This is a genomic window from Bradyrhizobium sp. (genome assembly GCF_017881085.1).
GTDB lineage: Bacteria > Pseudomonadota > Alphaproteobacteria > Rhizobiales > Xanthobacteraceae > Bradyrhizobium.
This window is the reverse complement of the sequence record NZ_JADGRI010000107.1, coordinates 1-15,322: the sequence shown is the minus strand read 5'-3', so window position 1 is coordinate 15,322 and position 15,322 is coordinate 1. Positions and strand designations below refer to the sequence as shown.

15 protein-coding genes and 1 pseudogene are annotated in these 15,322 nt (G+C 63.8%); 11 read left to right on the top strand and 5 right to left on the bottom strand.

What is annotated here, in order from left to right; translation table 11 throughout:
- Positions 1–336: pseudogene (locus tag QZ213_RS12585) on the top strand (alpha/beta hydrolase); the annotation flags it as partial.
- A 101-nt stretch (positions 337–437) separates the two neighbouring features.
- Here the strand turns inward: QZ213_RS12585 and QZ213_RS12580 are convergent.
- Entirely contained in the window at positions 438–1,214 is a 777-nt protein-coding gene (locus tag QZ213_RS12580) for an SDR family oxidoreductase (protein ID WP_291686399.1), read from the bottom strand.
- A 176-nt stretch (positions 1,215–1,390) separates the two neighbouring features.
- On the opposite strand from QZ213_RS12580, the gene QZ213_RS12575 reads away from it, so the two are divergent.
- Positions 1,391–2,470, top strand: coding sequence for a tartrate dehydrogenase (locus QZ213_RS12575; RefSeq protein WP_291686398.1), 1,080 nt, complete (start codon positions 1,391–1,393; stop codon positions 2,468–2,470).
- Positions 2,471–2,567: 97 nt separating this feature from the next.
- Here the strand turns inward: QZ213_RS12575 and QZ213_RS12570 are convergent, their stop codons facing one another.
- Genes QZ213_RS12570 through QZ213_RS12560 form a run of 3 tightly spaced genes read right to left on the bottom strand, consistent with a single transcriptional unit; the run spans position 2,568 to position 5,709 of the window.
- Positions 2,568–3,479 (bottom strand): NAD(P)-dependent oxidoreductase, encoded by a 912-nt coding sequence (locus tag QZ213_RS12570; RefSeq protein ID WP_291686397.1) that lies wholly within the window; start codon positions 3,477–3,479, stop codon positions 2,568–2,570.
- A gap of 18 nt (positions 3,480–3,497) precedes the next feature.
- Positions 3,498–4,748: a Zn-dependent hydrolase gene (locus tag QZ213_RS12565; protein WP_291686396.1), complete on the bottom strand. Its 1,251-nt coding sequence runs from the start codon at positions 4,746–4,748 to the stop codon at positions 3,498–3,500.
- A 43-nt stretch (positions 4,749–4,791) separates the two neighbouring features.
- A complete protein-coding gene (locus tag QZ213_RS12560; protein ID WP_291686395.1) occupies positions 4,792–5,709 on the bottom strand; it encodes a LysR family transcriptional regulator in 918 nt (305 codons plus the stop codon).
- A 146-nt stretch (positions 5,710–5,855) separates the two neighbouring features.
- Between QZ213_RS12560 and QZ213_RS12555 the strand changes: the two genes are divergently transcribed.
- The 6 genes from QZ213_RS12555 to QZ213_RS12530 all read left to right on the top strand — a co-directional run bounded on the left by QZ213_RS12555 (position 5,856) and on the right by QZ213_RS12530 (position 11,440).
- Positions 5,856–6,653 (top strand): putative hydro-lyase, encoded by a 798-nt coding sequence (locus tag QZ213_RS12555; protein ID WP_291686394.1) that lies wholly within the window; start codon positions 5,856–5,858, stop codon positions 6,651–6,653.
- Positions 6,654–6,736: 83 nt separating this feature from the next.
- Positions 6,737–7,981, top strand: coding sequence for an ABC transporter substrate-binding protein (locus tag QZ213_RS12550; protein WP_291686393.1), 1,245 nt, complete (start codon positions 6,737–6,739; stop codon positions 7,979–7,981).
- A gap of 184 nt (positions 7,982–8,165) precedes the next feature.
- Positions 8,166–9,044: a branched-chain amino acid ABC transporter permease gene (locus tag QZ213_RS12545; protein WP_291686392.1), complete on the top strand. Its 879-nt coding sequence runs from the start codon at positions 8,166–8,168 to the stop codon at positions 9,042–9,044.
- Positions 9,044–10,024 carry a branched-chain amino acid ABC transporter permease gene (locus QZ213_RS12540; RefSeq protein WP_291686391.1) on the top strand — a complete coding sequence of 327 codons (981 nt, stop codon included), beginning with the start codon at positions 9,044–9,046 and terminating at the stop codon, positions 10,022–10,024. The genes QZ213_RS12545 and QZ213_RS12540 overlap by 1 nt, the downstream gene beginning before the upstream one ends.
- Positions 10,021–10,752: an ABC transporter ATP-binding protein gene (locus QZ213_RS12535; RefSeq protein WP_291686390.1), complete on the top strand. Its 732-nt coding sequence runs from the start codon at positions 10,021–10,023 to the stop codon at positions 10,750–10,752. The genes QZ213_RS12540 and QZ213_RS12535 overlap by 4 nt, the downstream gene beginning before the upstream one ends.
- A complete protein-coding gene (locus QZ213_RS12530; RefSeq protein WP_291686389.1) occupies positions 10,736–11,440 on the top strand; it encodes an ABC transporter ATP-binding protein in 705 nt (234 codons plus the stop codon). Before QZ213_RS12535 ends, QZ213_RS12530 begins: the two co-directional genes overlap by 17 nt.
- An 854-nt stretch (positions 11,441–12,294) precedes the next feature.
- Here QZ213_RS12530 and QZ213_RS12525 read toward each other — a convergent pair.
- Complete coding sequence (locus QZ213_RS12525; RefSeq protein ID WP_291686388.1) at positions 12,295–12,969, bottom strand: aldolase; 675 nt, start codon at positions 12,967–12,969, stop codon at positions 12,295–12,297.
- 114 nt (positions 12,970–13,083) lie between these two features.
- Between QZ213_RS12525 and ltnD the strand changes: the two genes are divergently transcribed.
- The 3 genes from ltnD to QZ213_RS12510 all read left to right on the top strand — a co-directional run.
- Positions 13,084–14,004, top strand: coding sequence for an L-threonate dehydrogenase (gene ltnD / locus QZ213_RS12520; protein WP_291686387.1), 921 nt, complete (start codon positions 13,084–13,086; stop codon positions 14,002–14,004).
- A 25-nt stretch (positions 14,005–14,029) separates the two neighbouring features.
- Positions 14,030–14,824 carry a 2-oxo-tetronate isomerase gene (gene otnI / locus QZ213_RS12515; RefSeq protein WP_291686386.1) on the top strand — a complete coding sequence of 265 codons (795 nt, stop codon included), beginning with the start codon at positions 14,030–14,032 and terminating at the stop codon, positions 14,822–14,824.
- Positions 14,821–15,322: four-carbon acid sugar kinase family protein (locus tag QZ213_RS12510; RefSeq protein ID WP_291686385.1), on the top strand; the 502-nt coding region annotated here is incomplete at its 3' end. The genes otnI and QZ213_RS12510, both read left to right, overlap by 4 nt.

Sequence of the window (15,322 nt, the reverse complement as noted above, 5' to 3'; positions counted from 1 at the left end):
ATGGCGATATCAGGCATCTACGATCTCGAACCGATCCGACACAGTTATCTCAACGTCAAGCTCGGGCTCGACGAGGCGATGTCGCGCCGCAACTCGCCCATGATGCAGGAGAACGGTCCGCTCAAGCCGCTGTCGCTGGTGGTCGGCAGCGCGGAACTGCCGCTGCTCCGCAAGCAGACCGCGGCTTTCGCGGGGCACCGCGCGAAGTTCGGACTGCCCGTCACCTACGAGGAAATACCGGGCGCCAACCATTTTTCGATTCTGGAAGAACTGCGCTCGCCGTCAGGGCGGATCACGACGCTGATCCGGCAATTGTTCGAGCGGACGGCTGGTTGAGTAGCCGTCATTGCGAGCGAAGCGAAGCAATCCATGGCCACGAAGGAAGTGTGGATTGCTTCGTCGCGTGCGCTCCTCGCAATGACGGTGATGGGCCGGCGTTACCCCCAGCCCGCGGCAATACCGCCGTCGACCGTGAAGATCACCCCCGACGTATATCCCGAGCGGTCGGAGGCGAGGAACGCCATCAGGTCGCCGATTTCGCGGGCGTGCGCGGGGCGCCCGAGCGGAAGGCCCTGCTGGAATTCCTTGTAGCGGTTCTCGTCGCCGAACTGGTTTTTGGCGCGGGTTTTCAAGAGCGTGATGTGGCGGTCGGTGCCGACCGGGCCCGGATTGATGCCGACCACGCGGATATTGTCGGCGAGGCTCTTGGAGCCGAGCGCGCGGGTGAACGCCATGATCGCGGCATTGCCGGCGCTGCCGCAGATGTAATTGGCGTCGAACTTTTCGCCGGCGGCGCCGATGTCATTGACGATCACGCCGTGGCCGCGCGCCTTCATCTGCGCGTAGATCGCGCGGGTGAGGTTGATGTAGCCGAACACCTTGAGGTCCCAGGCGTGACGCCAGGTCGGCTCGTCGATCTTGTCGATCGAGCCGCCCGGAATATCGCCGGCATTGTTGACGAGGATGTCGATGTCCGAGGCGTCTTTTGCGAGCCTCGCCAGGTCCTCAGGCCTGCGCAGGTCGACGATATGCGTGGTGGCGTCGATCTGGTGGGCCGAGCGCAGGCGATCGGCCAGCGCCTTCAATTGATCGCCGCTGCGGGCGGCCAGCATGACATGAGCGCCTTCTTCGGCGAAGGCCTCGGCGGCGGCGGCGCCGATGCCCTTCGATGCGCCGGTTATCAGCACGCGCTTGCCGCGCAAATGAAGATCCATGGGAATACTCGCTGGGTTGGGAAGCGTTCGGCCGGTGGGACGGAACTGTTAGGCCGTCGCCGCCAAGGTGGTCAACATTGCACTGCACCGTTGCACCCGGGCGCAGTTTGGTCCATTGCAATCCGGCTTCGATAAACCGCGGTCCCGGCGCGGCAGGACCAAAAAGGAATCTCTGGATGAGCAACTCCAAAAAGCAATATCGGATCGCGGTCATTCCCGGCGACGGCATCGGCAAGGAAGTGGTGCCGGAGGGGCTGCGCGTGCTGGAGCAGGCTGCCAAAAAGCACGGCATCAGCGTGCATTTCGACCATTTCGATTTCGCGTCCTGGGATTATTACGAAAAGCACGGCGAGATGATGCCGGAGGACTGGAAAGCCAAAATCGGCAAGCACGATGCCATCTATTTCGGCGCGGTCGGCTGGCCCGCGAAAATTCCCGATCACATTTCCTTGTGGGGATCGCTGATCAAATTCCGCCGGGAATTCGACCAGTACGTCAATCTTCGGCCCGTCCGGCTGATGCCGGGGGTGCCGTCACCGCTCGCGGGCCGCAAGCCCGGCGATATCGATTTCTGGGTGGTGCGGGAAAATACTGAAGGCGAGTATTCGTCGGTCGGCGGGCGGATGTTTCCGGATACCGAGCGCGAGTTCGTCACCCAGCAGACCGTGATGACCCGGATCGGCGTCGACCGCATCCTGAAGTTCGCCTTCGACCTCGCACAGTCGCGGCCGAAGAAGCATCTGACCTCGGCGACCAAGTCCAACGGCATTTCCATCACCATGCCCTACTGGGACGAGCGCGTGGAGGCGATGGCCAAGAAATATCCCGGCGTGAAGTGGGACAAGTACCACATCGACATCCTCACCGCGAATTTTGTGCTGCATCCGGACTGGTTCGACGTCGTCGTCGGCTCCAATTTGTTCGGCGACATCCTGTCTGATTTGGGACCGGCCTGCACCGGAACCATCGGCATCGCGCCGTCGGGCAATATCAATCCGGAAGGCAATTTCCCGTCGGTGTTCGAGCCGGTGCACGGCTCGGCGCCTGATATCGCCGGGCAGGGCATCGCCAACCCCATCGGCATGATCTGGTCCGGGGCGATGATGCTGGAACATCTCGGCGAGAAGAGCGCGGCGGCCTCGATCGTGTCCGCGATCGAGCGCACCCTCGGCGAACGCACGCTGCGCACCAGGGACCTCGGCGGCAATGCCGACACGACCGCGTGCGGCAAGGCGGTGGCGGAGATGGTGGAGTAGTTCTTCGTCGTCTCGGCGAACGCCGAGACCCACAAATACCTATCATGCTGGCTGGTGGCTATGGGTCCCGGCTCAAGGCCGGACGACGTAGATCCATTCAGCTCTTCGCAATCCTCCGGCAATGCTCCCACGCCGCGCCGATCAGGTTTTCGCTGGCCTCCGGCGTGCGGAACGCCGAATGCGCCGACAGCGTGACGTTCGGCAGCTTCGTCAGGGGATCATCCTTGGGCAGCGGCTCGATGTTGAAGACGTCTAATCCAGCGTGGCGGATATGGCCCGATTTCAGCGCTTCGATCATGGCGGCTTCGTCGATCAAGGCGGCGCGTGCGGTATTGACGAGGATGACGCCCGGCTTCATCGCGGCGATATGCTTCGCCGAGAGAAAGCCGCGGGTTTCATCGTTCAGCAACAGATGCAGCGACACGACGTCGCTTTCGGCCAGCAACTTTTCCAAGGCGACGAATTCGACGCCGGCAAAGCTCTTCGGCGACCGGTTCCAGGCCACGACCTTCATGCCGCTGCCGAGCGCGATGCGGGCGACTTCCGCGGCGATGCCGCCAAAGCCGATCAGGCCGAGGGTCTTGCCGGTCAGTTGCATGCCGTCCTCGCGCAGCCAGTTGCCGGCGCGCATCTCGCGGTCCATTTGCGCGATGCCGCGCGCCGCCGCCCACATCAGCGCAATGGTGGATTCGGCCACGGCCGTATCGCCATAGCCCTTGATCAGATGAACTTCGATACCAAGACCGGTGAGCTCTTCCGGGTTCATGTAGCTGCGCGCGCCGGTGCCGAGAAAGACGACGTGCTTCAGGCCGGTGCAGCGCCGCGCGACAGCCGTTGGCAGCGGCGTGTGATCGATGACGACTATCTCGGCGCCATCGAGCAGGGCGGGCACCTGCTCCGGCGTGATATCGGCGTCGCGGTTGACACGCACCGGCGGATCGCCGGCCTTGTTCTGGCGCTCGAAAATATCCGCCAGCGAGCCGTTGGCATCGACGAAAACTCCGCGCACTGAATTCTCCGTTGTTGGCTAGGACGCGACGCCGGCCAGCGCCAGCACGGTGTGCATCAGGACGTTGGCGCCGGCGGTGCAGTCGGCCTGGGTTGCGTCCTCGAGTTCGTTGTGGCTGACGCCGTCCTTGCAGGGCACGAACACCATCGCCGCCGGCACGACATTGGCTAGGTTGCAGGCATCATGCCCGGCACCGGAGGTGATGCGGCGGTAGCTGTAGCCAAGCGACTTGGTGGCGTTTTCCACCGCCTCGACCAGCCTGGCGTTGAAGATCGTCGGCGGCTTGCGCCAGATCGCCTCGAACGCGATCTCGACCTTGCGCCGCGACGCGATCTCGGCGATGGCGCTGCGCAAATCCTTGTCAATCGCATCGAGCGTTTCCGAAGCGGGACTGCGGATATCGACGGTGAAGGCGACCTCGCCGGGGATCACGTTGCGCGACGGCGCCGCGATCACGGTCTCGCCGACGGTGCCGACCGCGTGCGGTCCATGTGTCATGGCGATCTTTTCGACCGCCAGCACCACTTCGGACAGTGCCGCCAGCGCATCGCGGCGCAGCGGCATCGGCGTGGTGCCGGCATGACTTTCGAAGCCGGTGACCTTGCCGTCATACCAGACGATGCCCTGGCCGCGATCGACCACGCCGATGGTCTTGTTCTCGGCCTCCAGCAGCGGTCCCTGCTCGATATGCAGTTCGACGAAGGCGCCGAGCTTGCGCGCGCCGACGGCCTCATCGCCGCGGTAGCCGATGCCGTCGAGCGCTTCACTGACGCTGACGCCGGCTGCGTCCGTCCGCGTCAGGATGTTTTCGGTAGTGTAGTCGCCGGCGTAGGCCGCTGATGCCATCGTCGCCGGCGCAAAGCGCGAGCCTTCCTCGTTGGTCCAGTTGACAATGCAGATTGGCGTTTCCGTCTCGATCCCGGCATCGTTGAGCGTGCGCACCACCTCGAGGGCTGCCAGCGTGCCGAGCACGCCGTCGAACTTGCCGCCGGTCGGTTGGGTATCGAGGTGCGATCCGAGGCCCACGGGTGGTTTCGACATGTCGCGGCCCTTGCGAAGGGCGAACATCGAGCCGAGCGCATCGACATGCACTTCGAGACCGGCGGCCTCGCATGCTTTGCGGAACCAGTCGCGCACCTGCTTGTCCTCGGGGCCGAGCGTCAGCCGCCGCACGCCGCCTTTCGGCGTGGCGCCGAACTTCGCGGTTTCATGGATCGTATCCCACAGCCGGACGGAATCGATTTGCAGGTTGGATGCGATTTTGGTCATGGAGCCATTCCGGAGATCAGACGATGCGCGCAGGCGATCATTTTCAATGACGCGCCGGCGGCGGCGCGTCAATGACAACGCTGCCCTGCGCAAGGCTGGCGGCGAGTTCGGCGACGCGCTCCACGGCGACGGTGTCGGGCGAAGCCAGCCAGCTCGCCGAAAACGTCAGCGGCGGGATCTGCAGATTGGTCGACAGCAATTGCAGCCGGCCGTCGGCCATTTCGTTCTCGACGATCGCGGTCGGAATCACGGCAATGCCGAGGCCTTCAATCGCCATGTGGATGACGGTCGCGAGCGAGGCCGAGGCGTGCAGCCGCATCGGCGGCAGGCCCGGGCGGTTGAACAGCGAGCGTACGATTTCATAAGGCTGGGTCTTGCGCGGAAAGGTGATGATCGGAAATTTCGCGAGGTCCTGCACGGTCAATCTGCGCTTGCCGAGGCCGAGCGAAGGGCTGGCGAGGAAGCCCACGGGATAGTCGCACAGCACCCGGTTGCTGACGGTCGGCGCCGTCAACGGCCCGAGCAGGAAGGCGAGTTCGATTTCCTGCGCCAGCAGCCGGTTGCGCAAATTCGAGGTGATATCGACCTCGATTTCGAGCGACAGATTAGGATAGGCGCGATTGACGCTCTTCACCAGTTGCGACAGCCATGTGTGGACGATGGTCTCGGCCACGCCGAGCCGCAGCACGCCATGCATCGCCGAGCGGTCGCCGACCACCGCCAGCATTTCCGAGCGCAAGCCGATCAGCTTCTCGGCATAGACCATCATCTGCCGTCCGCTCGGCGTCGGCAGCACCATGCGCCGGTCGCGCTGCAGCAGCCTGACCCCGACCTCGCGCTCAAGCTGCGCGATCCGCTGCGAGATCGCCGGCTGGGTGGTGTTGAGCTTCTGGGCGGCGCCGCGGAAGCTGCCGAGCGTCACCACCCACATGAAGGTCTCGATTGCCTTGAAATCGGTCATGCACCCAAAGCCCACATACCGATAAATTTGATTTATCGATCTTGATTAAAAACAACGATTAGACATTATGCTAGCCATATGCGCCATTCCCTGTCGAGCAAATAGAAGCGGTATCAACGATGACCAGCTTGGCCCGAACGGACCGGATGCCCCAGCCTCTCACGGCTGACCTGTTACCCAGCGTCGTGGCCCGGCATGCATGCCGCGCCGGCATGGCCACGACCACGGCGGGCGTTGCCAACGGTTTCGTCCAGGGCAATCTCGCCATCCTGCCGGAAAAGCTCGCGGCGTCGTTTCATCGATTTTGCCAGCTCAACCCCAAACCATGTCCGATCATCGGCATGTCCGATGTCGGCGATCCCCGTATCCCGTCGCTGGGGATCGATCTCGACATCCGCACCGATCTGCCGCGCTACCGCATCTGGCGCGACGGCGAGGTGGTGGAGGAACCGACCGACATCATGGCGCATTGGCGCGACGATCTGGTGGCGTTCGTACTCGGCTGCTCGTTTTCATTCGAGGAAGCGCTGATGGCGGACGACCTGCCGATCCGCCACATCGAGCGCAAGGTGCGGGTGCCGATGTATCGCACCAATATCGCATGCAGCCCGTCAGGCCCGTTCGCGGGTCCGATGGTGGTGTCGATGCGGCCGTTCAAGCCGGCGGATGCGATCCGCGCGGTGCAGATCACCTCGCGCTTTCCCGCCGTGCACGGCGCGCCGGTTCATCTCGGCCATCCGCATTCGATCGGCATCAAGGATATCGCAAAACCCGACTATGGCGACGCGGTGCCGGTGGAAGCCGACGAGATCCCCGTGTTCTGGGCGTGCGGCGTGACCCCGCAGGCGGTGATCGCTGCGGCGAAGCTGCCGTTTGCCATTACGCATGCTCCCGGGTTGATGCTGGTGACCGACCTCCGCAACAAGCAATTGGCTGTGCTTTAATGGGCAGTCGGTGCCGTTCTTTGAGGCTTTACCGTCATCTTCAATCGTTTCATCGATAGCTGCCGACAACAGAGGATACCGTCATGACCGTTACTCGCCGAAATGTGCTGCTTGGAGCCACTGCCGCCGCCGCGCTGCTGCCGATCGCGTCCCGCGCGCAGGCCTCCGAAGTCGTGATCGGCATCATCTATCCGTTTTCCGGCGCCAGCGCGCAGATCGGCGTCGATGCGCAAAAGGCATTCGAGACCGCGGCCGAGGTCATCAACAACAAGTATGATTTCGATCTGCCCCTGGCGCGGGATGCCGGATTGCCGGGTCTCGGCGGCGCCAAGATCCGCCTCGTGTTCGCCGACCACCAGGCCGATCCGCAGAAGGGCCGCGCCGAGGCCGAGCGCCTGATCACACAGGAAAAAGTTTGCGCCATCGTCGGCACCTATCAGAGCGCGGTCGCCGTCACCGTCAGCCAGATCTGCGATCGCTACCAGATTCCGTTCATCTCGGCGGACAACTCCTCGCCGAGCCTGCATCGCCGCGGCCTGAAATTCTATTTCCGCGCAGCACCCCATGACGAGATGTTCTCGGGCGCGATGTTCGACTTCTTCGATGCCATGAAGAAAAAGGGCACCAAGATCGAGACGCTGTCGCTGTTCCACGAGGACACCATCTTCGGCACCGATTCCGGCAACGCGCAGCTCAAGCTTGCGGCTGACCGCGGCTACAAGGTGCTGGCCGACATCAAGTACCGCGCCAATTCGCCATCACTGTCGGCCGAAGTGCAGCAGCTCAAGGCGGCCAACGCCGACGTGCTGATGCCGTCGAGCTATACCACCGACGGTATTCTCTTGGTGAAGACCATGGCCGAACTCGGCTATAAGCCCAACGCCATCGTTGCGCAGGACGCGGGCTTTTCCGAAAAAGCGCTGTATGACGCGGTCGGCGACAAGCTCGAAGGCGTGATCTCGCGCGGCAGCTTCTCGCTCGATCTCGCGGCCAAGCGGCCGATGGTCGGCAAGATCAACGCCATGTTCAAGGAAAAGTCGGGCAAGGACCTCAACGACTTCTCCTCGCGCCAGTTCATGGGCCTGATCGTGATGGCGGATGCAATCAATCGCGCCAAGTCCACCGACGGCGACAAGATCAGGGAAGCGCTGGTGGCCACCGACATGCCCGGCGAAAGCACCATCATGCCGTGGAAGCGCGTGAAATTCGACGAGACGGGCCAGAACAACGACGCCGATCCGGTGCTGCTGCAATATACCGGCGGCAAGTTTGTCACCATCTTCCCGCCGCAGGCCGCGGTCGCCGAAGCCGTCTGGCCGATGAAGTAATCGGCCGGCACGGGGCAGGGGACGTGACCGCCGAAACCATGGTTCAGAGTGTTGCGCCTTTCGTCATTGCGAGCGAAGCGAAGCAATCCATCGTGCCACGAAAAGAAAGAATGGATTGCTCCGTCGCTGCGCTCCTCGCAATGACGGTCCCTTGCGGTAACGCTTCCGATCTGGAGCGACACCTTTGACCGCCGAAACCATCATCCAGAGTCTCGCCAGCGGCCTGTTGATGGGACTGCTCTACGGGCTGATCGCCGTGGGGCTGGCGCTGATCTTCGGGCTGATGGACGTCGTGAATTTTGCGCACGGCGAATTCCTGATGATCGCGATGTACGCGACGTTCTTCCTGTTCGCGTTCTTTGCGATCGATCCGTTGCTGGCGGCGCCGCTGGTGGCGGCGGCGCTGTTCGTGTTCGGCGCGCTGGTCTATCTCCTGATCGTGCGTTTTGCTGTGCGGGCCAAGGCCAATGCCGGCATGGTGCAGATCTTCTCGACCTTCGGGCTCGCGATCGTGATGCGCGGGCTGGCGCAGTTCTTCTTCACGCCGGACTACCGCAGCGTCACCCATTCCTGGTTGGGCGGCAAAACCGTCTCGATCGCAGGCATCTTCCTGCCGGTGCCTCAGCTCGCCGGCGCGCTGGTGTCGATCCTGGCCTTCGGCGCGCTGTATTTCTTCATCAACCGCACCGATTTCGGCCGCGCGCTGGAAGCGACGCGCGAGGATGCCGGCGCGGTGGCGCTGGTCGGCATCGACAAGAACCGGGTGTTCGCGCTCGGCTGGGGCCTGGGTGCGGCGCTGGTGGGCCTGGCCGGCGCGATCATGGCAATGTTCTTCTATATCTATCCCGATGTCGGCGCGTCGTTCGCGCTGATCGCCTATGTCACGGTGGCGCTCGGCGGTTTTGGCAGCGTGTTCGGCGCCTTTGCCGGCGGCATCATCGTCGGCCTGGTCGAGGCCTCTACCGCCTTGCTGCTGCCGCCGTCGTTAAAATCGGTCGGCATCTACGCGGTCTATCTGCTGGTGGTCTTCATCCGGCCGCGCGGCCTGTTCGGGTCGATCTGATGGACACCAGTTTCGCCCAGCGCCGCCGCCGCGATCTCATCATCGCCGCCGTGTTTGCTGTTCTGGCCGCTCTGGTGCCGCTGTTCGTCAAGGACGTCTACGTCCAGAACATCATGGTGCTGACGCTGATGTATGCGGCGCTGTCGCAGAGCTGGAATATCCTTTCCGGCTATTGCGGCCAGATATCGCTCGGTCACGCGCTGTATTTCGGGCTCGGCGCCTACACCACCACGCTGCTCTTTACCAAATTCGGCGTGCTGCCATGGTTCGGCATGCTCGGCGGCGGCCTGATATCGGCCCTGATCGCGATGGCGCTCGGCTATCCCTGTTTCCGCCTGCGCGGCCATTATTTCGTCATTGCCACCATCGTCATTGCCGAGATCGCGCTCTTGTTGTTCCAGAACTGGAATTGGGCCGGCGCCGCGCTCGGCATCGACGTTCCCGTGCACGGCGACAGCTGGTTGAGATTCCAGTTCACGCGCAGCAAGCTGCCGTATTTCTACTTTGCGCTGGCGCTGGCCTGCGTCGCCTGGCTCGTCACCTGGTGGCTGGAGGATTCCAAATGGGGCTACTGGTGGCGCGCCGTGAAGGACAATCCGGACGCCGCCGAAAGCCTCGGCGTGGTCGTGTTCAATTCCAAGATGGGGGCGGCAGCGGTCTCGGCGTTCCTCACCGCGGTCGGTGGCGCCTTCTACGCACAGTTCGTGTCCTACATCGATCCCGAAAGCGTCATGGGCTTCCAGTTCTCGCTGCTGATGGCGCTGCCGGCGGTGCTCGGCGGCATCGGCACGCTGTGGGGACCGGTGTTGGGGGCGATCATTCTCATTCCGCTCACTGAGCTGACGCGCTCCTTCATCGGCGGCTCCGGCCGCGGCGTCGACCTGATCGTTTATGGCACGCTGATCGTGCTGATCTCGCTGGCGCGCCCCGAAGGATTGGTCGGACTGTTCTCACGCCGGCGCAAGGGAGCGGTCCAATGACGCCCTTGCTCGAAACCCGCGGCGTCTGGCAACGCTTTTCCGGCCTGATCGCCAACAGCGATATCTCGATTTCGGTCGGGCGCGGCGAGATCGTCGGATTGATCGGTCCCAACGGCGCCGGCAAGTCGACGCTGTTCAATCTGATTGCGGGCGTGCTGCCGCCGACGCAAGGCTCGATCTGGTTCGACGGCGAGGACGTCACCCGGCTGCCGGCGGCGGAGCGCTGCCAGCGCGGCATCGCGCGCACTTTCCAGGTGGTGAAAAGCTTCGAGACCATGACTGTCATCGACAACGTCATTGTCGGCGCGCTGGTGCGCAATACCGTGATGCGCGAGGCACGCGGCAAGTCGCATGAGGTGCTGGAATTTTGCGGTCTCGCCGGCCGCGCCGATGTGCTCGCGAGCGAACTGATCCCGTCGGAAAAACGACGGCTCGAGGTGGCGCGCGCGCTGGCGACGGAACCGAAGCTGCTGCTGCTCGACGAGGTGCTGACGGGCCTGACGCCGATCGAGGCGCAGACCGGCGTCGAACTGGTGCGGCGGGTGCGCGCTACCGGCGTTACCGTGCTGATGGTCGAGCACGTCATGGAGATCGTGATGCCGCTGGTCGACCGCGCCATCGTGCTCGATCTCGGCAAGGTGCTGGTCGAGGGCAAGCCGGCCGACATCGTGCGCGATCCGAAAGTCATCTCGGCCTATCTTGGGGATCGTCATGCTGTCGGTGCATGAAGTCACCACCGCCTATCAGGGGCTGGTCGCGATCTCGCAGGTCTCGATCGAGGTCGCCAAGGGCGAGATCGTGCTGGTTGCCGGCGCCAACGGCGCCGGCAAATCGACATTGATAAAATCCATCGCCGGCGCCGAGCGCCCGCGCTCGGGCACGGTGACGTTCGACGGCGCGCGCATCGACGGCAAGCCGCAGCATGTCATCACCGCCGCCGGCATCGCCTATGTGCCGGAAAACCGCCGGCTGTTTCCGCGGCTGTCGGTGCGCGACAACCTTCGGCTTGGCAGCTACCTCTATCGCGGCGAAGCTGATCGCGACCAGCCGCTGGAGCTCGTGTTCCAGCTGTTCCCGCGGCTGTCGGAACGTCTGGAGCAGCGCGCCGAAACGTTAAGCGGCGGCGAGCAGCAGATGCTGGCGATCGGCCGCGCGCTGATGACCCGGCCGCGGCTTCTGATGCTCGACGAGCCGTCGCAGGGCATCATGCCGAAACTGGTCGACGAGATCTTCCAGGCGGTCAAACGCATCCGCGATACAGGTCTAACGGTGCTGATCGTCGAGCAGCGCATGGCCGAGTGCCTCGACATCGCCGACCGCGCTTACATATTGCAGACCGGCCGCGTGCTGATGCAGGGCACGGCTGGCGACATCAAGGGCAATCCGGATGTCCGCAAGGCTTATCTGGGGCTTTAGTCGACCCGACGGGCAAATCACCTGGACAATTTATCGACCCCTCTGTCCAGCCCCCTCTGCAAAAATATTCTGATTTTCCGAACATCCAAATCAGCTTTATAACTCGCGCCGTCCTGTCCCACAGAGGGGCGGCTCGAGATCGTCACGGACGCGGGACAGGATGCGGTGGACGCGAGCGGCGCCAAAGACGAGGGCGTTTGCTTTTGCGGACGGCAAAATCGTGTGGTCCTGACGCCTCGACGCTGGCGTCAAGTTTGCGGTTTCATTCGCAAGCGATGGTGACAAAAAAGCCGATCGCCAAGGAGAGCACGAAATAAGCCGTAAAACCATTGCGCGGGGAATGCCGGTCGATTCCGGTGTGACCTGACTAACGCGTGTGCGTTCTACCACTATCGTTGCACACGCGGCTATCGGGCGCATCGGACGCCCGGCATTCCCTGCGCCCTCTGATCGAGGAGGGCGGAACGAGCAGGCCAAACCTCGCGCGAAACCTGCGGCGAGAACGCGGAGTCGTGCACGGTGATCTCCCCTCCCTCCACGCGCCCTTGCGCGTGGTGGGGAGGGGGCGGGGGTGGGGGGTGCCTCGGCAAACTCGCTGCCAGAAGAGCAAACGGATAGACCCCCCACCCCCGACCCCTAAGAGCGAGCTTCGCTCGTCTCGACCCCGCCGCTTCGCGGGGGGAGGGGGGAAGAGGGCGGTGGGAGGAGTTGTTCGCGATGACAGGAAATTCGAATCGGGAAGACTGTATCTCCGCACACGCAGTCCTCATCCTGAGGACCCGCGAAAGCGGCGTGTCGAAGGATGGCAGCGTGCGTATCGCCATCCTTCGAGACGGCATGCTGCGCATGGCACCTCAGGATGACGTTGGTGTGTGCGGCGAGTGCTCCGGCAGCGTCAGCCCGAATGTCTTCGACAAATCCGCAATCTGCGCCGGGGTCAGAAAACGCGGATTCAGCCCTCGCAACAGCAGATACAGTTTTGCGGTCTCTTCCAGTTCCTCCATGGCGAACACCGCCGCCTCCAGCGTGTCGCCCGCGACCACGGGGCCGTGATTGGCGAGCAGCACGGAGGAGTATTTTCCGGCGAGCCCCTTGATCGCGTCGGCCACCGCCGGATCGCCTGGCCGATAATACGGCACCAGCGCGGTGGCGCCGCATTTCATCAGGTAATAGGCCGTCATCGGCGGCAGCGCGGCGCGCGGATCGATCTCCGGGAGCATCGAGAGCGCCACCGAATGCGTCGAGTGCAGATGCACCACCGCGCGCGCCGTGTTACGGGTCTGGTACAGCGCCGTGTGCAGCGGCACTTCCTTGGTCGGGGCATCTCCGGAGGCGAGTTTTCCGCTGGCGTCGAGCCGCGACAGCCGGGCCGGGTCGAGCGAGCCGAGGGACGCATTGGTCGGCGTCACCAGCCAGCCGCCGTCGTCCAGTCTCACGCTGATGTTACCCGAGGAGCCCGGCGTCAGCCCGCGCTCGAACAGCGAGCGGCCGAGGCGGCAGATTTCCTCGCGGAGCTTGATTTCCGTCATGGCAGCTTCCTCTTTGCCGCCTTGTCTCATGCTTTGGCAGCGCGGCCAAGCCGTGATACCGAGAGGGCAAGCCGCTGTTAAATCCGGCTGTGAGGAAACCTGAGGTAACGCCTTATGCCTGAATCAGTATCTCCAAAACCGCGGATCGCGGTCGTCGGGCTGGGTTCGATGGGTTTTGGCATGGCGACCTCGCTGCGGCGTGCGGGGTTTGACGTCACGGGTTGCGATGTTTCGGCCGAGGCGGTGGCGCGGTTCGTGGCCGATGGCGGCGGCGGCGCCAGGACGCCGGCGGAGGCCGCCAAGGGCGCGGACATCGTCGTCAGCGTGGTCGTCAATGCGGCCCAGACCGAGAGCATTCTGTTCGGGGCCGACGGCGTCGCCGAGACGCTGGCGAAGGGGGGCGTATTCGTCTCCTCCGCGACCATGGATCCCGACGTGGCGCGGCGGCTGGCCAAACAACTGGAAACGACCGGCCGGCATTATCTGGACGCGCCGATCTCCGGCGGTGCCCAGCGCGCGGCGCAGGGCGAACTGACCATACTCGCCTCCGGCAGTCCGGCGGCCTTCGCCAAGGCGCGGCCGGCGCTCGATGCAATGGCGGCGAAACTCTACGAACTCGGCGATGCCGCGGGGCAGGGCGCCGCGTTCAAGATGATCAACCAGTTGCTGGCCGGCGTGCATATCGCGGCCGCCTCCGAAGCGATCGCGTTTGCCGCCAAACAGGGCCTCGATATCCGCAAGGTCTATGAGGTGATCACCGCGTCCGCCGGCAATTCGTGGATGTTCGAGAACCGCATGCCGCATGTGCTCGACGGCGATTACACCCCGCGCAGCGCGGTGGAGATCTTTGTGAAGGACCTCGGCATCATCCAGGACATGGCGCGCACCGCGAGATTCCCGGTGCCGGTGGCGGCGGCGGCGTTGCAGATGTTCCTGATGACGGCGGCGTCCGGCATGGGCCGCGACGACGACGCCTCGGTGGCGCGGATGTATGCGCGTGTCACCGGCACGCATCTGCCGGGCGAGCCGAAATAGAAGCAAACAAGCAAGAGGACGATCGATGCCCCGTTTCGCCGCCAATCTGAGCATGATGTTCAACGAGGTGCCGTTCCTCGACCGCTTCGACGCCGCCGCCAAGGCCGGCTTCACCGCCGTGGAATTCCTGTTTCCCTATGATCATCCGCCGGAGGCTGTTGGCGAGAGGCTGCGCCGCAACGGCCTGACGCAGGCGCTGTTCAACCTGCCGCCGGGCAATTGGGAGGCCGGCGAGAAGGGTTTCGCGGCGCTGCCGGATCGTTTTGCCGATCTTCAAGCCAGCCTGCGCACGGCGCTTCCTTATGCGCAGGCCACCGGCGTCAAGCGCGTGCATCTGATGGCGGGCATCGCCGACCGCGGCAACGCCGGGGCGGTGGAGGCGTTCTACAAATCGGTGGCCTGGGCGGCGGAATTCTTCGCGCCCCACGGCCTCGACGTCGTGATCGAGCCGATCAATCCGCGCAACGTGCCCGGCTACTTCCTCAACGATTTTAATTTCGCGCGCGACCTGATCGTCGAGTTGAAAATTCCGAACCTGAAGCTTCAGTTCGACATCTATCACTGCCAGATCATCCATGGCGACGTCACCATGCGGCTGCGCGAGATGATGCCGATCATCGGCCATATCCAGATCGCCAGCATTCCCTCGCGCAACGAACCGGATGGCGAGGAACTGAACTATCCGTTCCTGTTCGCCGAACTCGACCGGCTCGGCTATGGCGGCTTCGTCGGCTGCGAATACAATCCACGGGCCAGGACCATCGACGGCCTTGGCTGGTTCAAGCCTTACGCCGTACCTTGCGCCGGAGCAAAGCCGTGACGCTGGCGTTGGGCTGCATTGCCGACGACTATACCGGCGCGTCCGATCTCGCCAATACGCTGACCCGTTGCGGCCTGCGCACGGTGCAGACCATCGGCGTGCCCGCGGGCGACCTGGCGCTGCCCGAGGTCGATGCGGTGGTGGTGTCGCTGAAGAGCCGGTCGATCGAAGCGGGCCTTGCGGTGTCGCGCTCGCGATCGGCGGAGAGATGGCTGCGCGGGCGCGGCGCCGCTCACGTGCTGTTCAAGATCTGCTCCACCTTCGATTCCACCGACGCCGGCAATATCGGCCCCGTGATGGATGCGCTGCGTGCCGAAGCCGGCGAGGGAATCGTCATGGTGACGCCGGCGTTCCCGGAAACCGGCCGCACCGTCTATATGGGTAATCTGTTCGTCGGCCCGGTGCCGCTGAACGAGAGCCCACTAAAAGATCATCCGCTTAACCCGATGCACGATTCCAATCTGGTGCGGGTGCTGGCGCGCCAGAGCAAGACCAGGG